We start from the raw sequence: 23757 nt of genomic DNA, 5'->3' as shown, positions 1-23757 counted from the left end.
GATTTGGTCTACTCTTTGCGATCTTTCTAGTAACTTAGCTGCTTTGGTCTTATGCCTATTCAGCTTCTTGTACTTTGTCTGCAACCACTTTCTGAGTTTCCTATTAAACATTCTTATTATGCTATCTAGTGCAGTTATATGATGCTTCCCGTAATAGTTAAACCACCCTCTCAGGATTGGATTACATATTCGTGATATATCTTCTATTTCCAAGTTTGTTCTTCTAGCAAATTTCCAGCTTCTAATTTCTTTCTTCATCTTGTTCAGGCTTTCTTTACTTACAGTTGGAGTAAAACTTACAAACAGACTACTATCTTTTCTATTTCGTACAAGTCTTTTTCGAAATTCATATCCAAGAAATGTAAATGACACATTCTCATGATTATCCATTCGTTTTCCATCTTGACAGTAGATAATTTTGGTCTTTGTATGCTTTACTTCCAATTTGCAAATCTTCAGTCTCTGTTCAAGTTGAGTTAAAATTAGTTGTGCTTGGTACACAATGTATAACACCATCATCAGCATATCTTGCCCACTTTACACTTGGATATTCTCTTCTCATCCATGCATCAAAGCTGTAGTGCATGAATAGATTGCTTAAGATAGGACTAACTACCCCGCCAACAATGTTGCAAATTTTTCTTTTCTTCTCGATTATTTCCAGGAGAGTTTGGTAGCTCTTTTACACGAAATACCACATTTACGTCCTCAAGGTTAATTTCAATTCTCTTGACTAACGTTCTAATAATATCACGTTTAGTTAGCCAGCCTGCGTTATCAAGGTTTGATGTAATATTGGAAGAAAAGTCTTCTAAATTGGTTACAACCAAAGTTAATTCCTGTTTTAATTTCTTTTGATCGAATATCCTTTTCTTCTCCTCTTCAATTGTTTTTAAACTTTGTTTCATTGCTTTAATTCGTGGTTCAAATTCTTCTTGATTATTGAGCATAACTATCAATAAGTCTAGCAATACCACGTTTTAATTTATTTTCTTGTTTCTCTAGTAAATCGCTTTTTTGATCCCATGATGATTTTTTAAGCTCTGAAAGTCTACGCCTGTATTCTTCTAAAACCCTATTTGGATTTTTCAATAAATGCTTAACCTCTTCCCACACGGCTGTTTCTAATGCATCTGTACGAATGTGTTTATTATCACAAATTTTATTACCACCAAAACGGTAAGAATCTCTACCTATACAATGATAATAAGCATAATGATCAATTTTTTCTCCTCGCTTATTTCTTACAGGACTTCCGTAATATGCATAACGACAACGCTTACATACTTGTAGTGAATGTTTTGCTCCTCTTTCTCTTGTCCTTGCTATTTTTCTATTTTCAGCTAATTGTTCTTGAGCTATATCAAATACATCTTCGTCCACTATATTTGGCACTTTAACATAAATCCAGTTTGCTTTTTCAACAGAATAGGTAGAGTAATTATCTTTCGGTTGTTCACAAGAATGTTTCTGTGGTCTGATATGTTGTACCTACTTTTGTTTTACCAAAAGCTGCTTGTCCTTTGTAAGCAGGGTTTTTTAACATACCCCAAATCACACTTCTATCCCAGCACTTTTTTCCTGTTCGTGTTATAATAGACATAGTGTTTAGCCGACGACACACTTCCCCAACTTTCTCTTCCTACCCACAAAAATACTTTCCTAACAACATTAGCTTCTTCTTCGTTTATTTCAAATAAAGCTTGTCCTCCTCCCATATATTTATCTATATAACGATAACCATAAGGAGCTCCTCCCATTACGCTTACACAACCTTTATTAGCTGCGTAAATCTTTCCGCGACGACTTCGTTCCATAATTTTCGCTCGTTCATATTCTGCTATCATACCTTGCATTTGTAACAGTAACTGAGATTCTGGATTATTGTTAATCTCATAATTTAAGAAAACCGTTTCTGCTCCTGCTTTCTCAAATTCTTCAAATTTGATATGCATATTTCCTAGATAAGCGATCAGGTGAATGAATCTATCAATTTTACCTTCTGTTACTTTATCACGTAATTTTTCTAGATCAGGACGGACTAACACTGTAGCCATTGTCAATAAATTTATACTCACTTGTACCCATCCGTACTAATTTGCTTCTCTAAAGCTGCAACTTGACTTGCTATTGTATTTTCTTGTGCTTGTTTCCCTGAAGAAACTCTTGCATATAAACTCACTGTTACCATTTGATCCTCCTTGAATCCCATTTTTATGTTTTAAATTTTTTTGGCTTACTTGCTTTGACACGGCTTTTTCATAAGCATCTAACAAATACTTTTCTGCCAACTGGTTAGTTTCATAGCTACAGCTAATCCGTATAGCTAATCTCTTATTCCCCATGAACTTTCCTTGAAATAATATGTTCATATCATTCATTGAAACTGATGGTTAATTGATTGTTGGCACTATAAATAAATGGCACTCTTGTTTTTGGACATAGAAGTTTTCGAGAAATGCTTTTCTCTAATTTTACGTTTTTTGCAACATTGTTGGCGGGGTAATTACACCTCCCTGCGGCACTCCGCCGAGACGCTTTATCTTTGTTCCATCTTCAAGTTGCATATCTGCACTTAGCCATCTTTGTATGTATAAGATAACCCATTTGTTTGTAGTGTGTCTTCTGACTGCTTTCATCAGTAGATTGTGGTCTATGTTGTCAAACATTCCCTTGATGTCAAACTCTATTAACCAATTTTGGTATCGCTTCCTGGTTTGTCCTATGGCATCTAATGCTGATTTATTTGGCCTATAACCATATGAATCTTCATCAAATGCCTTCTCAAGTTCTGGTTCTAAAACACTTCTTACAACTTCCTGTGCTATACGATCCGAGACAGTTGGTATTCCAAGTGTCCTTGTCCCTCCATCTGCCTTAGTTATATCACAAGCCTTCACTGCAGGTGGAAAATAACTACCGGATGATAGCCTATTCCATAGCTTGTAAAGGTTCTTGCTTAAGTCTTGATCAAACTTTTCAATTATCAATACCTGCTCCTCCTCTGTTTTCTTTAACTCTTTTATAAGCCAAAAACACTAGAGATTTTGGTATGTTAAAAGGCTTTGTTCTTTCAATCATTTTCATCCTCCTTCAAGTTGAATGATTTACTAAAATCAACTAGTTCAACCCCTTTGCTCCATGGTCATTACAACCACTTCTTCACTACTACGCGCCCCAGTGATTTGCATCGCTACTCTAAAGCTTGAGGATTAGCCTCTTGCTTATCTCGCTTTTCATCAAATCGACTGGTTCCTGCAGTTCCTTATTAAAGCCCAGATCAGACTCGCGCTACCTTTATGCCGAACACCACCTACACAGTAATCAGGTTTCTTGTAAGCTCATTAAGAGGAGAACGACTCACTCCCCCTTTCGATGTTCACTTCCCATTTCGACACGTTCATCAGTGGTTCACTTACGTTCGCCTTTCTGATCCTCACCTTCCAGCTCTTACGCTGATTTTTCCTTAACGCTTATGACCCTATCTCTTAAATAGAGCCACTTAAGGTGGTTTGAAACCTGCTCCTGAAAACCGATTTCGAAGGACCTTCCTTCATCTTCAATAAAGCTTCTCACAAACATTATTCTGCTTGTTGCTGCAGCACACGATCATTGATGGAGTCATTTAGACTACCTCGGTTAGAAGATTGTACTATCAACCGTTCCAAGCTGAAGCGTTTCCCTATTACAAATTATATGTAGGAGTTACCATGAAAAAAGCAAAAAGATACTGTCTCTCATGTCAACTGATTATTTCACTAAATCACCATTAAATGGTTGATTATTTTTTAAAATACCAAAAACCACATGCATTAATTTTCTCATTAATGCGACAATTATTACCATTGGACATTTTCCTTTACTTGCTAAACGTTGGCAAAATTCTTGAAAGTGAGAATTATAACTATAGCTGGCATATAAAGAGCTTTACGAATACGCTCTGATCCTATTTTACATATTCGACTTTTTTTATTTACGGATGAACCTATGCTCAGGATTTAGACCAGCAAATTGCCTAGCATTATCAAAATTATCAACAGATGGCATTTCTGCAATAGCAGTAAGATATCCTATACCTTTTATGGTCTTGATGTTTTCTACCATATTTTTTAGGTGTGAGTAATTATTAACATGCTCATTAATTTCTTCCTCTATAGCAGAAATTTCTGTTTCTATTGTAGCAATTACCTTAAGTACAGCTTGCTTACAACGGGAATCCATATTTTTATTTTCCAAGCTGTTGTAACTTGTCGTCTTTAAGTGCTTGCAAACAACGATAGAGATCTCTTAAACGCCTAACTTCAGGAGGAGTAGGTTTCCAAAGATTAGGTTTATTGGCAATACAAAACCTGGCAATCTTGGCAGCATCTGACTCGTCTGTTTTGTTTCGAAGTACTTGTAATAGTTTAGACTTAATCTGATATTTTAAAAAAGTAAGTTATAAAATAATAAAAGAAAGGAGTGTTAGATATGAAAAACAAAAATACTAAAACCAAAGTTAGAGAGCTAGCAAAACAATTAGGAAATGTATCTCAAGCGTATGGGCTACTCAAGAGATACGTTTTATCGATTCAAGGAATTATATGAAAATGGAGGAGAAGAAGCGCTGCATGAAAGAAAAAACCACTTATGGCAAACAGAATTTCCGAAGACATAGAAAGAGCAGATCGCAACAAAATTTCCAGCATATGGAAAACAAAGAGCTGCAAATGAGCTGAGAAAAAGGGATTTCCGAAGATGGCGGTATGGCTAAGAAACGACATTGAAACGTTCAAAAAAAGACTTAAAGCCCTTGAAGCGAAGGTTGCACAAGATAGCATAATTTTAACTGAAGAGCAACTTGCAGCTTTAGAGAAAGTGAAAGAACAAAGATGGTGAAATTGAAACACTGGTTACTTGGGTTCTCAAGACACTTATTATGTAGAAGGGTATAGGGACCAGCAAACTTTCATTGATACCTATTCAAGGGAAGATCTTCAGATTGATGTCGATCATTGGTTGCGTTCTTACAATGAGAGCAGACCTCACTCAGGTAAATACTGCTATGGCTATGCAGACTTTTCTTGATAGCAAACACATTGCTTTTCAGAAAAATATTAGTAACATTAAACAAAAGCCTGATATTAGTTTTGACTACCTCAATTCTTCTGTCAGTTAATTCTTGTCTGTCAGATTAAGTTGTGTCTAGTACAACTTAGAAAAATAAATTGTATATTTTTTGGTAAATTGACTATGCTAAACACATGCAAAAACGTCATATAACTATTTGTTGTGTACTGCTTTTCATAATAGGAGCATTATTTTTGATACGTCCTATGGTTGTCCCGTGTCTCATATCTGTTTTTGTTGCACATTTGTTTAATCCGTTAGTAACCAAGTTTGAAAAATGTAGAATACCGCGTTCATGTTCCGTAATTTTTATAATACTTGCCTTATTGATAGCTTTTATATTAGCTATAACATTTGTTTTACCTATTATATATGTTCAAATTACTTTAATATTAAATTTCTTAGTGAATAAGGTACCTTCATTAAAGCTTAAAGTGATTCCTTCTGTATTAGAATTTCTTAATATAAAAACTGAAGATAGTTTATTTGATCACTTGTCTAAAAATCTAGTAGAAAATTACAGTGATTATATATCTTATTTTATAAATGCTCTTAGCATGGGCAGCAATCTTATAATTCAAGTGTTAAGTTCAAGCTTTAGCTTGATTTACATGGCATCATTAATAGCTATTACGCTTGTGGTGTTCTTCTATATGTTGCGTGATTGGCCTTTAATTGTAGAAAAAGCCAAGAAACTAATTCCCATTTCTTACAGAGAAAAAGCTGCAGATTATTTTTCCAAAGTAGATTTCATTATATCTAATTACCTAAAGGGACAGTTAAACGTATGTATAGTCATGATGATCTTTTACTCCGTGAGCCTTAGCATAATCGGGCTGAAGCATTCTGTAGCTATTGGAATTTTATCAGGAACATTAACATTTATACCCTACATAGGGCCATTATTATACACTATTATTGGGTTTCTGAGTGCCATCACTCAATTTAGTGGGTGGTTTGAAAGTGCTGCTGTCTTGCTGTTATTTAGTGTTGGACAATTAATAGACTCAAGCATATTAGTTCCTTTATTAATAGGAAAAAAAGTTCATATACATCCAACTATCATTATTTTTGGAGTTGTCATATGTACCTCATATTTTGGGTTCATAGGTATATTATTTTTTATTCCAATAATAGCAATGTTCAGTGTATTAGTAGAATATACAGTCAATAAATATTTTGAAAGTGAGCTTTATAAAAATGGCTAATTAGTTCGCGATAAAAAGAAAAATGAATCAAGGACCTCTGATACATTTGAGAAATGTAAGTGAATTTTTATGCAAAAATTATTATCAAAAAGTAACAATGCGAGAGGCTTTACGTGCAATTAAATTTATTTAACAATAATCAAGTTGATTATTGTTGGCAAAATTATATCATCTTAGACGAAAATAAGCAGGTACATAACTCGATAGTTAATGATTTATCTTGGAAATGCCTGATTCTTTTTGGACCTAAAAGCTCTGGAAAAACTCACCTTGCTCATATTTGGCAATCAATAAACGATGCAATTTTTATCGATGTGAATAATTTTGTAAGCGAGATTAGGTATAGCGATGCGTTTATTTTAGAAGATGTACAAAACATTAAAGATGAGGCAATGTTGTTACATTGTTACAATTACATAAAAGAAAATGACAAGAGACTGCTAATCACTTCTTCGATTGCGCCGAAAAAGCTTAACTTCAAACTAAAAGATTTAAGCTCTCGAATATTGTCAACTATCAGCGTAAAAATTTTACCTGCAAGCGAGGAATTATTAAGAATTATGCTAATAAAACAATTTTCAGATAAACAGTTAAAAATTGACCTAAAGGTAATTAATTATATTCTAGCAAGAATAGAACGTTCTTTCCACAGCATTAATAAAATTATAGAAAAAATAGATAATGAATCTATAAGATCAAATGTAACCATTCCTTTTATTAACACTTTATTAAAAAAAAGTGCCAAGTGATTCCTTTTTTTGTGAGGTATTTGTTATGTATATTAAAAATTTATTAATGTCCATATATTAACGCAGTTGAAACCACCATACGAGTCAAGTTAAGGAAAAAGATATGAGGAGATAGAATAATAAGTTCTCACAGATATGTTTTTAGTGAGAGAAGTAACGATGAATAAAATAACTTGCCTATCAAATAACCTCAACAAATTTTTTAATGAAATGACAATCAATTGAAACAGAAAAGGAAGAGACGGTTCATCATTCACAAAAGCTATAATTTTGGGCAATTGAAAACTGCAGTATAGATGCAATGTGCCAATTATTAAACGAAGAATTTGTGAAAACAGGGTTTAGGTTTACTAAAGAAGCAGTAGAATTTATGAAAAGATGGCTTTATTTAAAGATACCCTGCAAATTGATTGTAGAATCTTGCAGCAATTTAAAAGCATTGGATAGTAGCTCTGCCTAATACTATGAAAAATCTGTATAAAGGGTAGTTACAAAGGTTATGAGAGTAAGTCTAGAATAAAGTTGCAATTAGTTTTTGATTACTTAGGAGAGTAGAGCAGGAAAACTTCCTTCCTGGCCCCTCGCAGAACCCTACGTGAGACTCGCATCTCATAAAGCTCCCACTAGTCATTAGCCCTAAACTATTACAAAAGCTTAATACTCGAAAAAGAAAATACAGTGGCTATGGTCAAGTAAGAAAACTACATGTTGTTTTAAACGTAAATGATAAGAATAGTGGTGTTGCTGTGCCGGTCTGCAATATGTTAGAGGAAGTCAGTGATAAATATAACATTTGTTCTATTCGAGCAGATGCGGCTTATGATATAAAAAGTGTGTATAAAGAATGCAGAATATTGTGCCTATTATTCGCCCTAGCTAAAATTTGTTTAGCTATCAGAAAGAAACAAGTAGAATATGAGAATTATGAAGATGGTATTAATGAATGGAAGAAAAAAGTTAAGTATGGAGCACGGTCTTATATTGAAGTCTTTTTCTATAGGTTATTTGGGTTTGGCTTGAAAAATAAATCAGAGGTAAATCGTGTGTTAATTAAGTGCTACTTACTGAACAAATTTACTGATATAGGTATGGCTAAATTTAAATTAGCTGCGTAAATTCATTGTGATTACATGCCTATCAGTGCTATGCAACATAGCCACACCGATTTAGGAACCTGGACAAACTTTGATAATGCTACTTTTCATAAGTCTAATAAGATTTGCTAAAGGGGTTGGTGCAGAAATTTTATATCTGCCTCCGTATTCTCCAGATTTTAACAAAATTGAGCATCATTGGTTTGCTATAAAAAACAGAATCAGGAACTCTATTCACATCTTTTCGTCATGCTGTTGATTCTTCCTTCTTATAACCTTTTTGGACTATTATGGGAAGGGCTATACTTTCTCTGGAAACTTGCAGGAGCAGAATTTATGCACATAAAACCAGTTCGTGTACAAAAATAGCAATCGTGTGATAGATGTTTAGGACGGAGATTCAAGTGAGTAAAGAAAGGAAAATTATTTTTGCAATACCGTAGGTACGCTCCAAAATTATACTGAGATTTTTATTGCACTTAAAATCTTCGTTCTCCCTAATCTCCAGAATTATCAATGCATCATTATTTAACCAGCCTGAGTGAGCTAATCCTTCTAAAGTTGAATTAACTAGATTACTATTATAAGGCGGGTCTATAAAAACTATATCGCACTTTGAAATAGATCTTGGTAATCCATTAGCATTGCAACAAATTAACGTGATATCGCTCATAATTCCAAAATCTTCTGCTGTTTTTTTAGGCAGTTGCAAATTGTAATAATCTGAATCTACCATGAATGCATGTTTAGCACCTCGAGAAAGCGCTTCAAATGAAAAAGAGCCACTTCCGCAGAATAAATCAAGCACATTCAAGTTATAAATAGATTTTCTTGAAGAAAGTACACTAAATATTGCTTCTCGGACAATACCCATAGTTGGCCGTACAGCTAAATGCTTGCCTGTGGTTATTTTTCTTCCACGATATTTGCCTGCAATAACACGTAGCATATAAAACAAGCTCCAAATCAACTAATTATTTAATAATATACATTTAATGTCAACATGGCTTTAGCAGTCTAATAGAGAGAAAGTTGCTTGTGGAGAAACGCAAGATCAATCTCTTTTCTTTGATTTATTTGCTATACTGATTGCATGGGCAATCTCGTCTTGTAAATCATCATGATTGTTTTTTTCATCATGACTTAGCTCTTCAATTCTACTTTCTAACTCTAACTTAATTATAGTATTGATTTTCTCTATATTATCGAGGAAGTTTTTACATTCTTCATCACTATATTCTTCACCAGATGCTTTTCTTTCTATAAATAGATTTTTGAACCCTATTAAATTAGAACTCTGATCGGCATTCAACACAATATTTCTCTCTATAAAACTAAGATCTGATAGTAATAAACTAACCTCAAGTAGATCTTCACTTTTAATATCTGCAAGACTACTAAGATTGTCTAAGACGTTAAACACCTTAAACTCCTCTTGCGCAATTTCTTGATCTTCCTTGTCAAATTCTGACGATAGCCCTTTATCATCTATAAGTCTCTCACTCAGAGCTTTATTGAGCTTTGAAAGATTAACATCATCTTGCTTAGTGTTATGCAATAACAAATCTACTCTTGCTCTGCGTGCATTCAAAACATCATCGTAATCGTTTAACTTGATGTTACCATCTTCGTCTTGCTGCAAACCATAATATTTTAGTCCTTTAAAGTTATGATTACTTGCCATTATCATCCTTGTTATTATCCTCAGGTCCTTTTGGTTCTATACCTAATTTTCGTGCTACTTCACTTGGTTGGTTAGGCTTATTTTCTTTTAATGATTTGTCTTTTTCTGGTTCCCTCTTGCGGCCAATAGTGTAATCATGAAGCCTTTTCAAGAATTCCCTTCTATGCGTTTTTGCTCTATAAAGCAAATTATGCTGATAACCATCCTTTTCTCCCGTAGCAGGGTTAATTCCTATAGAGTCAAGACCATGCTCCCAAGTAAACTTCATAGCATCTTCTACTGTATAGCCTAAATGTGATCCTACATATCCTTTATAATATTCTAAGTATTTACCAATTCTTCTATGTGCAATATCTTCTTTATCAACTCCAAATGCCCTGTAAATTTTTTCCTCAAGCTTGTCAACATCATTTTTAGGCGATGTTGCAAACTTCGTTGCTTCAATAGTAGCACCTACAAATTTACGTGGCACATCAATAGCGTATTTCAGCACTCCTCCAACTCCTGGTATTCTACCTAGCAAATTAGCTGTACCTCCAGCTAATCTGTCTGGTACATGAGTAGCCCAACTGCCTAAAGACTCTAACTTTCCACCAGCAAAGTTCTGCCACTTCTGCTTTAATCCCTCTGTGATACCAGCTAGAGGTGATACTTGATACATACTAGATATGCTATAAACACTAAACCCACCACCAGCAATGCTTGAGCCCATCTGTTGTACGAACTCCTTCAAAGAAAACATCAAAAACGAAAGCAAGAACAGTACAAAGATCTCTCCTGCATTGATTAAATAACCTCTCTGTATGTCCCGCACCCTTTGGTAATCGCTATTTTCTTGATAGTTTTGATTTACATCATAAAAATCCTCTGATTGGCAGCTTGCACTTTGCATAATTACACCTTGTACTAAAGACTTTATTTCACTTTTTGAATTTGGTTGAATGATACCCTTTTTGTAGTTGCCTATTATTTTCTCATAATTTTTGCATTCTTCTTCATGTTGTTGAGACTGACAATAACGCCTCTTTATCTTACCATCTATCTTCTTGTCTATACTACCTATCAACAATAAGATATCAGCCTTTTCTGATGCATGTAATAAACTATTTGTTAGACGCACTAGATCTTTTTCACTTTCACTACAACCAGCGCTAACTACCATATCACTTTCCGCAATATAATGATCTGCTGGACTACCCTTAGTACCAGGAATTGGATTAAAGAAAGGATAATCTATATAACGAAAGCCTTTTTCAACATAATCTGGTGGCAGAGGAATATATCCAGCACCACCAGTGAACTTTACTGCACCACCTTCTCTGCTTAGCTTTTCTATTCCTTCTATATTCTTATCTACGTTCAATGGAGAAGCCTCCCCGATAGTATAAGGTACAAAAATTTGCCCTGGAGTCCAGCCAAAGTATTCTTTATCAATTATACAAAAACCACCAAATACCCATTTTGGAGCGCATAACTTTATTTCAAGCCATTTATTATAGCATACAGTAAAACCTAACTGTTTATAAAAGGTATTCATTATCATTGCAACAAGTAATGACAGCAGGGTAAATATCATAATTGATTGCAAACAGAAACTAATACAGAATTTTATCCAACCCTCAAATAGACTTTTCAGCGGTGAAAATAAAATAGAGATCAGGAATAGCGGCATTATAGCTATAAGAAAAGCTATGCCCATAAAACCAGAAAGGAATATTATGTAGGCATAAATACAGAGTAGAAAATATAAGACAATCCCTATAAAAATTGCCGGTATCATAAGGAGACTCGCCCACATTTGATAATGTAAAAATGCTGTAAACTTTTTCCAAACAGAGTAAGCAAAAAATTTATTGAACATATCCTCCATGAAGCTGAACAATTTAGCTTCATCTCCTTGAGCAACGTTTGAATTACTTCCGGTGTTCATGTTGGGAGCAAAATTAGTAATTATGCTTATCAATTGTTCAAGACCTTTGACAAATAAAACAAGAAAATGATCATAGAAAAATTTAAAACTTCCGGGAGATATAAGCACTACAACTAGAGTGATTTTCATCATTCTGATGAGCATATCTTGCTTAGCTTGTTGTATCATACCAAAAAGATAGAGAAGTGATGAAATCACTACAAACAGAACAAGCAAGGAAAGAACAAAATTATGAAAGCTTGTACCTTTCTTAACCATATTTTGGAACATAGTTTGTGCAGCTGCAGGATCATCAATTTTAAAATGTTCCTTGCAATTTTCGTTAATCAACAATACACATTTTAGATAGTTATAAACGTAATCAAAAAATCCAAAGGTACTTGGCTGCTGCACTCCTCCCAAAAACTCAAAAGAGTAGCCGCCTGCATTGTCTAGATAATATCTGTCTAATATCTTTACATATATTTTCCATCCCTTTTCTAATTTCACCGGGTCACAATTTCTGTCTTTTAATTTAGTGCTATCTCTATCTAAAGTAAAAAGTCCATTGTCGCCTTCTGCTGTAGAGTTATAACCTAGATGTACAGTAAGAGATTGAGGATTACGCATAGATTTCAGACTTTGATTAGGATCTGGTTCCATAGTTTGCTTACCATCCTGATCTGTAAAAGTTCTTCTGAATAGAAGGTAAGCACCATGACCGTTAGTAAACCAACATGAAGCACCACGTTTTTCTTCTCTATCATCTTCACTAATACATTTGCAATTTACAGTACAACTTGCATTAGAGTCACTTGAAATTTTCTGTGGCGCATTAGGCTTGTAATCATTACAAACTAAGTGAAAGTCAGGCAAACTATTATCGCCTTGCTTGCCTTCAAATTTGGTTACATATTTTAGCTGTTCCAAGCTTTGTAAACTATAACTACCTTTAGATTCTTTCTTGTTATTATTACTCCAAGATGTCCATGCACCATTTACTCTTACTACTAAACTATCTCCATTGGTTTCTAATCCAGTATCTTTCCACTTAACCACCTGATTATGGTGGAAACCATAATTAATTTCGCCAATATCAGAATCTATAACTTCCTGATCTTTAGGAATAAAAGCATCGTGATCTTTTGAAAAATGAGCACCAACTGCAACTGGTTCAGGACCAAAATAATCAGCAGATATACATCTTGGAAAAGGCATGTCATTCTTACTACAACCTGTGATCAGCACACAGATTACCAAAATTAGTAACCTAAACCAACATCTGCCTAAGCGTGATTGCATAGCTAAACTTTTCCCAAATACAGAATAAATCTCTAAAACCTTATACTTTAAACATCTTTTTAATTAGTTACTCTATAATATCATTCATATCTCATCCATCTTCATTTTCTTTCTCTCTTATTCTATTAGACTCCCCTTTCTGATCAGGCCGGCTTAGTGTTTCAGGTCTGCTTGATTTTTTATCAGAACTCCCTTTAGATTTCTCTTTCTTGTCTAGTTGTTTCAACTCTATCGCAGTTCGATCTTTACTCATTCCCTGTTTGATGTTCTGTATCATATTTTGAGTTTTATCATCAAGACCAACAGTTGACAGCATAGCTTGTGATGCGCTCCTAGCAACATGACCAACACTTTGAGCAACTCCATAACCAGAGCTGAACAGTGCCTGAGCTATAGTTTCTGATACAGAAACAAAAGCTTCCATTGCACTGGCAATAATAAGATATATAAATGCCTGGACTAGGTCTATAGGTAATGCTGCAAAGTGCCCACCAGCCTTTTCTCCAATACTAAGTGCAACATCAACACTAGTACTAGGACTATAACCAAGAGGTAATATTGACTTCATAAGGCACAGATCATACGATAAAAAATTTACGCTAATTAAACATTGATAGCATGCAGAAAAATTTGTGAGATTGTATAAAACTGAATACATCAATTGGTTTAAAAGAGACAAAGATGAAAATAAAATGACTGGTTGCAATGAAACATGAGCTAGCGTTTTTATCCAATTATCAAACAATCCCTTAGTTTGTTGAAATAGAATAAATATGATAAATAAAGGAGCTAATGACAATAAAAATGCTACTAAAACAGTAGATATCACATACTTGAACGTAGCACTAATAATGCATTTTAAGAACGTAAAGGTAGCTTTAAGTATCATCAAAAAAGCGATAAAACCAAAAGGACCAGAGAGCATTAACGATAAAAACTTCAACCATGTTTCTCCTGTAAATAATACTCCCGCTGTTAAATCTAAGAATGCAAATTTTTTACCTCCTTCACCTATATAGCCAGAAAAACTATCAACTAAATAAATGCTACCATCCACAAAGAGCCCAGACAAAATTGTACCAAAGAATTCCCAACTTCTATTGCTAAAAGCAAAAGCTATAAATGCTATCTTGAACACTCTTATAATAAAATCGAATTTACTTAACTGTATTGTTCCAAGCATATAGCCAACAACAGTAAATATAACGTATAGAATAAGTAAAGCTCTTACTCCTTGTAGAAGCCCCTTTCTATATCCTTCGTACGGAATTTTAATTCCATTTTCATCTCTTGCTGTTATGAAATCAAAAATCTTGTTTATAGTTGATGAAATAAAATCGTTTATTTTTCTTTTTAAAAATAAATTTACTGTATATTTGTTATCTTCATAATATTTGCCGTCTTTGTCCGTAATATCATCTCTCTCTACGTTACTTACATCAACACCAAAATATATTTTCTTAGACTCTTCGTTCCCCAAATGACTTCCATCTATTATGTAATAATTTACATCATCCTCTGTTATTTTATCCAAATTCTTTACTTTTTTGAAATCATTAGTCTTTATAGCAGATGGATCTCCTGGCGGATTATCACCCAAGTACATATACAGTTTTTTACCACTATCGAAGTTACATGATCTAGTCACTTCAACATGATATCCACCTCTATGAAGTTGGTAGTTGCCATTACTTGCTATAGCAAGCATCACATTACTACCAGGTTCTACCTCTTTATTTACTTTATAGTCATGATTTAATTTTAAGGAAAAATCCTTAAAATTATTACTTATTTTTGAGCATACCAGATCATCATTTGCTTCTTTCCTTTTTGGAAAACATTGAATAGCTTGAGCAGTATCCTGATCATCAAGATCGCCAATTTTTGCAACAAGAGCCTCAGCCCAAGAAATATCTCCTCTGCTCTCTTTGAAGTTTAATTTAGAGTTTGATATTAAATTAATGTCAATCTGCTTAGAATCTCCTTTATTTCCTTCAATCTTTTTTAGCTCATCCTCAATGCCTTTAAGGTGAGAATACATGTCACACTTATTGCCTTTATCATACTTTTTGTGTCTTACAGAAGAAACACAATTTCGTTTTCTTTCTGCACCTATCCCAAAACCCCATATACCCTTTTTATTGTAGCATATGTTCTGATAGTGACAATTAAGCTCATAAGAACTGTACTTATTTGCCTCATTATCACATCTTTCCCCACTACATAATTTATCCAGTCCTATTTTAGCTCGTCGTAAATCTAACAATGCGCCATTCATCCATGGACTTCCATTTTTAATATAATCCTTATTAAAGTGTACCTTATTATCGTATGGAGTGTAGCCGTTACCAACTAATACTTTTCTTTTCTTCATGCTTTCTTTACTAAGCTGTGGAAATTCTACTGCAGTCCTTTTACCACTTTCTCCACAAAAGAACGTTCCTCCATTGAGCATTTCTTTTATTGTAACTCTGTCTTTGTCATCTTCTTTTTCAGTTCTATAACAATTGTCATCAAAGCTGATACCTTTTCCTTCTGGATTATCATAGTCAATTGGTATCTCTCTGGGAACTAAGCTAAACCTTAATTTATCACCAGGGTTTACTTTGATTCCAGTATCCACATAACGTCTCTTACTATATGATTGACCGTTTCCGAACCCTGTGTCTCTACACACTTCTTGCTCGTTAAGACCAGAATTATTAATTAACTCGCTACTGTAATTTGGTATTGAATCATCGGTACAAAATACAGCAGGCACAAGTACTCTCTTTGGACTTTGACCTTCTTTAAGAGGACAGAAATTCGCTGATCCACCGAGAGTAAATTTGATTTTCTCATCCTGGCTAATTACTTGACCAGAGTCAATCCAATGAATTTTAACTCCTTCATCTGCTTTATAAACTGGAACATCTACGCTGACACTAGTATTTCTGCTCTGCAGACCAGGTTCAACACAATCCATCGTGCAGCCAGTAATTACAAGATATAGTATCAATAATAATGATCTTCTGCTCATCATTGATTTCCTGTGTTTGTTGGTATTTTAGGCACTGATCTTTGGGCTGGTTGTGGTATTTGAGGTCTTCGACTTGGTGTACCAGATTGCTGACCTGCTCTTCTTTGAGCGCTTTGCTCATCTAAACCTACTACTCCCATTAAGCTTTGCTGATATTGCCTTCCTGGTTCGCTTGCTACATAAACACCAAACAACGAATCAGATATTGTCGAAGATGCTGCAACTAAAGCTTTCATAGCATGTCCTAAAATAACAAAAGCCATCATAGCGGTGATATTAGGTACATACTTGGAAGCATAACCGTAAAAAATACAAGGATTAAAAATCCTTAAGTTAAGATTAAGTATACATGTAGGGCAGACCTCAAAATTAAAGACCGAATACACAATATAATCCATAACCTGGCTTATTAATGATATAAAAATTAAAAGCACTACCGGATGAATTGCAAATCTTGCTAAATTTCTGATCCAATTGTGAAACATCTGTCTGGTATATCCAAATAGAAGACAAATAATAAAAATAGGTGCCAAGGAAAGCAACAATGCAACTATTGCTATAGACGTGATAAAAGAAAATAAGGCATTAAAAATGGATAAGATTACTGTTATTAAACCCCAAATCACCAAGCAAAATGATACAATACCCAAAGGACCAGAGAATATAAGGGATACTATTAATAACACTGAGTGTGCTGATAAAAACCTATTGAGTGGTAAATCAAGAAATTCAAAAACATTTGACGTTGTACCTCTGAAATTTGCTATTTCTATTAACTGTTTTGGAGTGTTAACAAACATAGAAAATGCGTTGTTATAAAAAAAGTTCCAGCTGTTATCCTGCAATAGCTGGGTAATGATTCCTATCTTTACGCATATAATTAAAAACTCATATATAGAAATATGAGTTAACCCAAAAAAGTAGTAAAGTGTGTACAAAACTATATATAACACTAATAACGACACTATTGTAGATCTGATGGTCTTTGTTCTATTTGACGCTACAAAACTTTGATAAAGAGATTTTACAGGGCTAGTATCAGAGTGAATCGCATTAGTGTCTTTGTAGCTAGAGCCGAAAAATGCAGTTTTTACTTTTTCATCAAAAAAATTATATATCGCACTAAAAGTTTTCGTAGGTGACTCTTTAGTTGTGAGGTTAATGCTAAACTGACCTTCATTTTTGTAATCGCAACCATGGTCTCTTATTCCGTAATATATGTTGCCTGTTTTGTCTTTTAGCTTTTCTTTTAAGCTTTCCATGTACTCAGTATCATGAACTCTGTTAATATCAACAGGTATATCCCCCTGGGTTTCGTCAGGGCCATGTTCAGGGAATGTGTCAGAAACACGTATGTACAAGTCATCTTTCGGACTAGGTATTCTTGTTACTCTTATGTTGTAGCCGCCCTTGCCATTGCTATCCCCTAACCAGAAAGTTAATTTTGGTACTGGGTGGTCTTTACTTACCTTGTGGTCATAATTAGTATATGTACCACCATTTTGCAAATATTCAAAACTTTTTTCACCCTCCATATTAACTCTTAAGTGTGGAACATAAGTTTTGACTTTTGCATTCTTTAAAACATCACCAATAATCTCAGCATCTGCGAATTTACCACCAGAACTATTTAAAGCGCTAGTAATAGAATTAAACAATTCGTGTTCTGTAGTATTATATTCAACATACACACAATCTTTTTTAGTGTTAGAATTATAAAACTTGCATATACATCCACATGCTAGATTGAGAATATATGTATCTACTTTGCTCACCTGGTTGTCTGAAAGCCCGCTACAGTCTATATTTTTTCCTTGTTGTTTTACAAAGTTGATAATCTCTTTAATTTTCTCTTCATCTTGACCTGACTCTGAAGAATCGGAACTCCAATACTCTTTTCCATTCAACCACTGTGGATCACCTATAATGTACTTATTAGGACATATTTCACCTTGACAATTCTCTTGATTTAAAACATGTGCAAAATACTCCTTCTCCCCTTCACCACAACTCTCGTCAATTTTTTTATAGGTAACCGTGCCATTATCATTTTTACACATTTTACTGCCAATAACACTAAAACTTATCGAATCACCTTCTTTAAGCGCAAATGGCAATGTAACAACAATAGGGTCTTTCCCAGGTTGAACTGCAAAATCTTTATACCGCTTAGGACAAAAATTAACCTTGCTGGGCACTATGCTAATCTCTGTTACTTTTACACTACCTGAGATATAGACACCAGAATCAACCCACTTCTGCTCTGTTGACACTACATCTAGTTTCTCACGCAAGCCTGATAAATCTTCTGGCTTAATACAGTGATGTTCCCCGCACCCAGATAATAAAAAGAGTACCACAAAACTTATGCATAGCTTACCCAAGTTTTGGTTGCTCAAACGCTCAAACATCTGTTACTCACCTGCGCTCACTCTCCACCTGATTTTATAGTTTCACTAGAGGAGGATCCCTTATTAGCATCTCCACCTCCTCCAACAGATCCTCTTGCCTTGTTTACAGCTGCAGCGGCAACTTGACCAACACCACCAGCAGCAGCTTTGGCAGCAGATAAAGCTTTATTCACCATTTGCGCAGGCGTATTGCCTGAACCTAGTGCTGCTCTATGGTTACCAGCAAGCTCAGCAGCCATACCGGGAAGAACGTTTAAAAAATGGTAAAATAAAAATAGCACTAAACATAACTTCAGTAACTCTCCAAGTACAGAGTTACTAAATTCAATATACGCAAAATCAACCAGACCAAGCAGCATGCTTTTCTCCCATTTGTATTCTTGTAGCATGCACGCTAAAGTATTTGGATTGTTAGTACATCCTCCTTTTTCCAACTTAAACCAATATGTTTTCTTGCCTAATATTTCAACTTGCTCTTCCTCAAAATTTAAACCTCTATAAAAGATTTTATCACATGCTATGAACATAAAAGATAAAAATGCAAAAAGGATAACAGGGTATAAACTGTAGGTAATTAATTCTTTTACCCAACCATCAAAATATCCCTTAGTATGTTGAAATAAAACCATAGGAATGAATAAAGGCGATAAAATGATAATTACACTAAGAGCAACTAAAGATAAGATAAATACATAACACATCCACAAAATAACCATCATCATTAAAATGGCCATGAATATACAGACAAGAGCTACTAAAATTTGCCCACCAGCAAAAATAATACCTATTATTGAACCTGCTACTAACAAGACAGGAGCAGCGCCAAGCAAGACTGCTAACGCTACAACACCCCCAGTACCAATTTTGCCACCAATTCCATCAAAAGGTGCTCCTAAATAAAATAAAATCCTGCAATCAAGCCTATCCCAAGGTGCAAGATAACTGTAAGATACCTTCTTTCCTGTATGAAGAGCATATTCATAATCTGTACCTGCATTGTAATTACATATACCTTGACTCTCAGATGACGCTTTAAGCACTATTTCTGATAAACCATTTGAAAGTTTTGTCAATTCTCCGTAATAATGAGACATGGTGCTACCTGTTGTGAAATAAATCACCAAAGCGAATTTAATGATCAACATGTACATTTCTTGTGGACTGCGAACACCACCTGACATGGCTTTTATAGAGAACAGTATTAAAGCCAAAACTAGAACAGCAGTTACGGTGTTTTTTAGCTTTTTTTGTGCCACAGATAAGAAACTGCCTTTTTTATTCCCATTCTTGTCTTTCAGTAGCTCACCACTTGAATCGATACCTGCCACTAAATTGTCTAACGATTCCTTAATGCATTGCACTATCATAGAAGTTATGGGAATAGGAGATAATGATTTACTTCCTGCTTGATTATAGCAAGCTTCAGAGATATACGAGCTAAAACAGCCTTTATTGTCGTAACCTATAAAAATTTTTCCTTCTTTTTCCTTATTTCTTATAATAGTTTTATGATCTTTATTGGGATCAATTTCTATCGGCTTGTCAGGAATACTACTAGTCTTATCTTTGAAAATCATCATAGATTTTTCACACATAGGAGCAAGTGGATCAGGTGGCAATTCCGTGCACCCTATATCAATTCCTTGCGACCAAGGAGTTCCAGCTGCTCTAACTTCAGCCAATTCCACACATAACCTGCCCATTTTTCTTACTGCCCTGAATGTTGACCCATGTATGTCTTCGCTCTGTCCAGCTTTAAGCACTTTACATTCTAGATCGCCATCAACCTTCGGAGACCATGACCCACTTTCATATCCAGTGTCTTTCTCTCTGACATCAAAGTCTATATCTCCAAAAAGATTACCAAAAGTCAAAGGATTGCGATGACACACTTCTATATATTCACTATATTGCACACCATTTTTTGGCCAGTAGTAGTGTCGCCTATCAGCATTCCAGTCAGTAGAGTTTAAAATCTCCTTTTCTGTTTGTTTTCCATCTTTTCCTGATCTTTTCTGTAATGCAGAAAAATATTCGTCTTCTGTTTGATAATTTTTATCTGTAAGCACACTATAATCTGCATATTCATCTTTTAATTTAAAATTTTTATACTTTCCATCATGATCACGTGCAACTGGGTGTTTAACAAAGCTATGCTGACAAACAATAAGTGCCCCTACCGCCTTCCAAACTCCAACAACTGCAGCTATCATTCCAACAATAACAAGAGCGGTAAATAAACCAGCAGAAGAGACAATTAAAACAATGCCAGTAAATATTGCGCCAACAGCAATCACTATTCCAGCAAGTGCTGCAGCTGTTTTAAACGCTCCACAATCAGGATTAGAGGCACGACTAAAACTGCCATTGGAATGAAATCTACTAACAAATTCTGTCTTGTCAGTACCACTTACTCCATCTGCAAATACTGGATATGAAAGTAGAAAATCTATATTTAATAAAAATATCGCAATTAATAGCAATGAAAGTTTAGTTTTAAACATTTTTCACCCTTTGATAAAACACAGGCAACCATACTTTTGGATTATCTCCGACCTCTTTTAGTATATCATGTAACAGTAGAACACTTTCTGCACGTCCAGATAATACGTTGATCACATCATCCAAATCTTTTAGATCTATTCTAGCTACTACAGCATTAACCCCCTGCTTTACCAAAAAGAATCTAGTACTTGGATCTGTGTGTTTGATCAGTATGTATTCACGTTCAGTTAACATAAAAACATCTCGGTAGACACTAGTAGCTTTCAGATTTGGCAAAAAAATTTGTGTTGCTGTCTGCTGTACAAGCGTATCACTAATAGCACTTTTACTCGCATCTTCAACACTCTGAGTAGCAAAAATCACAAAAGCATTTAACTTTCTCAGCACTTTCAACCAGTCCTTTATCTTAGGTGCAAAAACTGGATTATCTATTAACGCCCATGCTTCATCAAGAACAATAATAGATCGAGTGCCATCAAGAGATATACTAATCCTATGAAATAAATAAATCAAGACTGGTCCAAGAGCAACAGGATCCTTGAGCAAGCTAGCCATTTCAAAGCCAAACACCCTTGCTTTTGAAAAATCTAGCAAATCTTCTTTATTGTCAAATATTGCAGCGTGAGAGCCATTGTCATGCCACATAGATATTGCTCCAGCTAAAGTATCAGGGCCTTTACCTCCCAAAAAAGGTACGAAACTTCTCAAGACTCTTTTTTCTTTTTCTAATTTAAAATTTCCCTCGATTGCATCATTAATTATAGCAATGTCTCCTGAAGAGAATTTATCGTTGTACACCGAGATTAAGGATTTTATCCATTCCATTAAAAATGTTCTATTATCAGGAGTATCGTCAAGTTGTAGAGGATTAAAATTTGTTTTAGTTCTTGGTTCTATTATAGTGTAGATGCCGCCAAGTGCTCTCAAAAAAATCTCTGCACCACGATCTTTATCAAAAAAGAATATTCTTGGAGAAAATTTTATCGTTTGAGCACATAAGAAATTCATTAAAACAGTCTTACCAGCACCAGTTGGCCCAATTATCATAGTATGTCCAACATCTCTTATATGAAAGTTGAAGAAAAATGGTGTGCCAGATGTTGTGTCAAAAACTGTAACAGCATCTCCCCAGTGGTTATTGAATTTTTTACCAGTAGGATAATTATGCTGAGATGCAAAGCCAGCCAAATTAAGACTACTTATCGTACCTTTTCTTACTATATAATCAAAATTACCAGGAATTTGTGCCCAAAATGCTGGTTCAAGGTTAACTCTCTCACGAACAGGATAAATACCACAATTAGAAAGCTCTGATTCTACCAACGACAAAGCATTATCTAATGATTTAGGGCTTTTCTCTATACATAGGATAGTTAAGTGATGTTCACCAAACGCAATCTTACCACTCATTGCATCATCAAGCGCATGAGAAATTTCTGCTATTTGAGAAATAGCTTTATCTGCAGATTGTATCATCCGATTTTGCTGTATCTGCATTTTTGCAATTGCCATTTGCCTATTTGTAAATTGAAAAGATTGTGTGATGATAAATTCATAAGGAAGTTGCAAAAAAGAATCGAGCATCCCTGCAGAGGTATTATTTCCATATTCCTTGATACTAACTATTCCAGCGTATTTACTCTCATTATGAGTCACAACCTGTATCATCTTACGACCAAAAAATAACCTATGTACTGGTAAGTATCTTGATATTTCAGTTTTTAGTGGAAAGAGCGTGTTTGTAACAAATCCACAATTTACAATTCTAGATAGAAACTCCATTATTTCACAAAATAGGCCGTTTGGAGTTTCTTTCACTTCAAGAATTTTAGGCGAATAATTCCTAAGGCTTGTCACTATACGATTGGTCGTTTCCTCTAGATCTTCATAGGTAGCACACATATCACTTTCCCAAGCATGTTTTGAAGTTACATGCCCGAATTTCTTTAATAAATGTGATAAAAACTCTACTCCTTTTGTGTCTGCTCTACGAATAATCGTAATGTATAGGTCATTAATAAAAGATCGCCTCGTTGCGTGTTTTTCTCTCCATTTTAGATTTACATGATTAGCAAAAAAATTTGGCAAATTCTGACTTGCAAATTCGTCAGAAAAGATATTTTTCTTACGCCTAATGGTATGAAAGTACAAACTAAATGCTGGAGATGAAATGCTTCTTAGCATCTGATTTCTGATGTTGTTCTGTATTACCAAATCTTCATCATCGGCTGTTTCAAACGCAAAGCCACTTAATTTGATAAACTTAACCAACCAATTCTGCTTTGTTATTAGGGTCGTACTATTCCAATAGCAAGAATAAGGTATAAATTCAGCAGCGTGAACCTCCCTGCTTAGAGTAGATTTATTCTTCGATTGAATAGCTCTAAATCTCAGCATCACACTACTTCAAGTAATATCATAAGTATTAGCTCCATGATAAAAACGATTTAAACATTTGGAGCATTTTCCCAATTTTACCATAAATAACTCAATAAACAACGGTTCCTTTGCAGAAGCTATATAGCCAAGTCCATGTATCCCTGGTAACATCAGGAGAATTACTCTAAGATCATTTGTATTAATGAAAATTAGCATGCAAATTAGAACGTTTAATATTGCAAACATATAACTCACACCAAAAAGCATTGCAGGTCTTGTAAGACCTTTAAATAATTGATCCGTTTGTATACTACCTGTAGACATATCTTTAACCTTCTAATAATAGCTTTAACACTAATACTACATCATTAATTAAAAATCCATTGAA

The 23757-nt window shown here is 34.5% G+C and carries 18 protein-coding genes and 5 pseudogenes; 6 read left to right on the top strand and 17 right to left on the bottom strand.

Translation table 11 applies throughout. The features are described 5' to 3' along the window. The 9 genes and pseudogenes from wVul_RS07935 to wVul_RS10615 form a co-directional block, all read right to left on the bottom strand. Positions 1-390, bottom strand: a 390-nt coding sequence (locus wVul_RS07935; RefSeq protein WP_275451349.1) for a group II intron maturase-specific domain-containing protein, incomplete at its 3' end; no start/stop codon positions are given. 218 nt (positions 391-608) lie between these two features. After that, positions 609-950 (bottom strand): hypothetical protein, encoded by a 342-nt coding sequence (locus tag wVul_RS09370; RefSeq protein ID WP_153295381.1) that lies wholly within the window; start codon positions 948-950, stop codon positions 609-611. After that, positions 940-1395 (bottom strand): recombinase zinc ribbon domain-containing protein, encoded by a 456-nt coding sequence (locus tag wVul_RS09365; protein WP_161794179.1) that lies wholly within the window; start codon positions 1393-1395, stop codon positions 940-942. Before wVul_RS09365 ends, wVul_RS09370 begins: the two co-directional genes overlap by 11 nt. Positions 1396-1456: 61 nt before the next feature. Continuing rightward, the gene (locus wVul_RS10355) at positions 1457-1603 is read right to left on the bottom strand and encodes a recombinase family protein (RefSeq protein ID WP_153295385.1); all 147 of its coding nucleotides are present in this window, start codon (positions 1601-1603) and stop codon (positions 1457-1459) included. Beyond that, positions 1563-2057, bottom strand: a complete 495-nt coding sequence (locus wVul_RS09355; RefSeq protein ID WP_161794180.1) for a recombinase family protein — start codon at positions 2055-2057, stop codon at positions 1563-1565. Before wVul_RS09355 ends, wVul_RS10355 begins: the two co-directional genes overlap by 41 nt. A gap of 17 nt (positions 2058-2074) precedes the next feature. After that, positions 2075-2212 carry a recombinase family protein gene (locus tag wVul_RS09350; RefSeq protein ID WP_153295389.1) on the bottom strand — a complete coding sequence of 46 codons (138 nt, stop codon included), beginning with the start codon at positions 2210-2212 and terminating at the stop codon, positions 2075-2077. A gap of 262 nt (positions 2213-2474) precedes the next feature. Further along, positions 2475-2990 carry a reverse transcriptase domain-containing protein gene (locus wVul_RS07920; protein ID WP_202966467.1) on the bottom strand — a complete coding sequence of 172 codons (516 nt, stop codon included), beginning with the start codon at positions 2988-2990 and terminating at the stop codon, positions 2475-2477. A gap of 460 nt (positions 2991-3450) precedes the next feature. After that, positions 3451-3582: a hypothetical protein gene (locus wVul_RS10130; protein ID WP_255351219.1), complete on the bottom strand. Its 132-nt coding sequence runs from the start codon at positions 3580-3582 to the stop codon at positions 3451-3453. A gap of 168 nt (positions 3583-3750) precedes the next feature. Beyond that, positions 3751-4399: pseudogene (locus wVul_RS10615) on the bottom strand (IS110 family transposase); the annotation flags it as partial. A 71-nt stretch (positions 4400-4470) separates the two neighbouring features. Here wVul_RS10615 and wVul_RS07910 point away from each other — a divergent pair. The 6 genes and pseudogenes from wVul_RS07910 to wVul_RS09340 form a co-directional block, all read left to right on the top strand. Further along, a pseudogene (locus wVul_RS07910) lies at positions 4471-5158 on the top strand (helix-turn-helix domain-containing protein). A gap of 85 nt (positions 5159-5243) precedes the next feature. Then, positions 5244-6317, top strand: coding sequence for an AI-2E family transporter (locus tag wVul_RS07905; RefSeq protein WP_047759814.1), 1074 nt, complete (start codon positions 5244-5246; stop codon positions 6315-6317). 113 nt (positions 6318-6430) lie between these two features. Then, a complete protein-coding gene (locus wVul_RS07900; protein WP_047759813.1) occupies positions 6431-7066 on the top strand; it encodes an HdaA/DnaA family protein in 636 nt (211 codons plus the stop codon). A gap of 159 nt (positions 7067-7225) precedes the next feature. Further along, positions 7226-7618 (top strand): annotated as a pseudogene (locus tag wVul_RS10005) (IS4 family transposase); the annotation flags it as partial. A gap of 371 nt (positions 7619-7989) precedes the next feature. Further along, a pseudogene (locus wVul_RS10610) lies at positions 7990-8181 on the top strand (IS5 family transposase); the annotation flags it as partial. Positions 8182-8253: 72 nt separating this feature from the next. Next, a pseudogene (locus tag wVul_RS09340) lies at positions 8254-8435 on the top strand (transposase); the annotation flags it as partial. Between the two features lie 125 nt (positions 8436-8560). Here wVul_RS09340 and rsmD read toward each other — a convergent pair. From rsmD to wVul_RS07855, 8 genes are all read right to left on the bottom strand, one after another. Next, on the bottom strand, positions 8561-9109 hold the full coding sequence (rsmD, locus tag wVul_RS07890; RefSeq protein WP_047759812.1) for a 16S rRNA (guanine(966)-N(2))-methyltransferase RsmD: 549 nt from the start codon (positions 9107-9109) through the stop codon (positions 8561-8563). 105 nt (positions 9110-9214) lie between these two features. Further along, on the bottom strand, positions 9215-9844 hold the full coding sequence (locus wVul_RS07885) for a WD_0853 family protein (RefSeq protein ID WP_047759864.1): 630 nt from the start codon (positions 9842-9844) through the stop codon (positions 9215-9217). Further along, positions 9834-13055 carry a TrbL/VirB6 family protein gene (locus tag wVul_RS07880; RefSeq protein ID WP_047759811.1) on the bottom strand — a complete coding sequence of 1074 codons (3222 nt, stop codon included), beginning with the start codon at positions 13053-13055 and terminating at the stop codon, positions 9834-9836. The genes wVul_RS07885 and wVul_RS07880 overlap by 11 nt, the downstream gene beginning before the upstream one ends. A gap of 91 nt (positions 13056-13146) precedes the next feature. Beyond that, on the bottom strand, positions 13147-16077 hold the full coding sequence (locus wVul_RS07875; protein ID WP_047759810.1) for a TrbL/VirB6 family protein: 2931 nt from the start codon (positions 16075-16077) through the stop codon (positions 13147-13149). Next, the gene (locus tag wVul_RS07870; protein ID WP_047759809.1) at positions 16074-18485 is read right to left on the bottom strand and encodes a TrbL/VirB6 family protein; all 2412 of its coding nucleotides are present in this window, start codon (positions 18483-18485) and stop codon (positions 16074-16076) included. Before wVul_RS07870 ends, wVul_RS07875 begins: the two co-directional genes overlap by 4 nt. A 17-nt stretch (positions 18486-18502) precedes the next feature. Further along, entirely contained in the window at positions 18503-20989 is a 2487-nt protein-coding gene (locus tag wVul_RS07865; RefSeq protein WP_047759808.1) for a TrbL/VirB6 family protein, read from the bottom strand. Then, the gene (locus wVul_RS07860) at positions 20982-23387 is read right to left on the bottom strand and encodes a VirB4 family type IV secretion/conjugal transfer ATPase (protein ID WP_047759807.1); all 2406 of its coding nucleotides are present in this window, start codon (positions 23385-23387) and stop codon (positions 20982-20984) included. Before wVul_RS07860 ends, wVul_RS07865 begins: the two co-directional genes overlap by 8 nt. A 9-nt stretch (positions 23388-23396) precedes the next feature. Beyond that, complete coding sequence (locus wVul_RS07855) at positions 23397-23693, bottom strand: type IV secretion system protein VirB3 (protein ID WP_047759806.1); 297 nt, start codon at positions 23691-23693, stop codon at positions 23397-23399. Positions 23694-23757 lie beyond the last annotated feature (64 nt).

It is taken from the genome of Wolbachia endosymbiont of Armadillidium vulgare str. wVulC (assembly GCF_001027565.1).
In the GTDB taxonomy this organism is placed as follows: domain Bacteria; phylum Pseudomonadota; class Alphaproteobacteria; order Rickettsiales; family Anaplasmataceae; genus Wolbachia.
Note: the sequence above shows the minus strand (reverse complement) of the source record. Positions and strands in the feature narration are given on the sequence as shown.

Bases quoted from the DNA above. Each gene is read 5' to 3' on its own strand.
- wVul_RS09370 (WP_153295381.1), bottom strand. From the start codon at position 950: ATGCTCAATAATCAAGAAGAATTTGAACCACGAATTAAAGCAATGAAA.
- wVul_RS10355 (WP_153295385.1), bottom strand. From the start codon at position 1,603: ATGTCTATTATAACACGAACAGGAAAAAAGTGCTGGGATAGAAGTGTG.
- wVul_RS09355 (WP_161794180.1), bottom strand. From the start codon at position 2,057: ATGGCTACAGTGTTAGTCCGTCCTGATCTAGAAAAATTACGTGATAAA.
- wVul_RS09350 (WP_153295389.1), bottom strand. From the start codon at position 2,212: ATGGGATTCAAGGAGGATCAAATGGTAACAGTGAGTTTATATGCAAGA.
- wVul_RS10130 (WP_255351219.1), bottom strand. From the start codon at position 3,582: ATGTTTGTGAGAAGCTTTATTGAAGATGAAGGAAGGTCCTTCGAAATC.
- wVul_RS07905 (WP_047759814.1), top strand. From the start codon at position 5,244: ATGCAAAAACGTCATATAACTATTTGTTGTGTACTGCTTTTCATAATA.
- rsmD (WP_047759812.1), bottom strand. From the start codon at position 9,109: ATGCTACGTGTTATTGCAGGCAAATATCGTGGAAGAAAAATAACCACA.
- wVul_RS07885 (WP_047759864.1), bottom strand. From the start codon at position 9,844: ATGGCAAGTAATCATAACTTTAAAGGACTAAAATATTATGGTTTGCAG.
- wVul_RS07880 (WP_047759811.1), bottom strand. From the start codon at position 13,055: ATGCAATCACGCTTAGGCAGATGTTGGTTTAGGTTACTAATTTTGGTA.
- wVul_RS07875 (WP_047759810.1), bottom strand. From the start codon at position 16,077: ATGATGAGCAGAAGATCATTATTATTGATACTATATCTTGTAATTACT.
- wVul_RS07870 (WP_047759809.1), bottom strand. From the start codon at position 18,485: ATGTTTGAGCGTTTGAGCAACCAAAACTTGGGTAAGCTATGCATAAGT.
- wVul_RS07865 (WP_047759808.1), bottom strand. From the start codon at position 20,989: ATGTTTAAAACTAAACTTTCATTGCTATTAATTGCGATATTTTTATTA.
- wVul_RS07860 (WP_047759807.1), bottom strand. From the start codon at position 23,387: ATGCTGAGATTTAGAGCTATTCAATCGAAGAATAAATCTACTCTAAGC.
- wVul_RS07855 (WP_047759806.1), bottom strand. From the start codon at position 23,693: ATGTCTACAGGTAGTATACAAACGGATCAATTATTTAAAGGTCTTACA.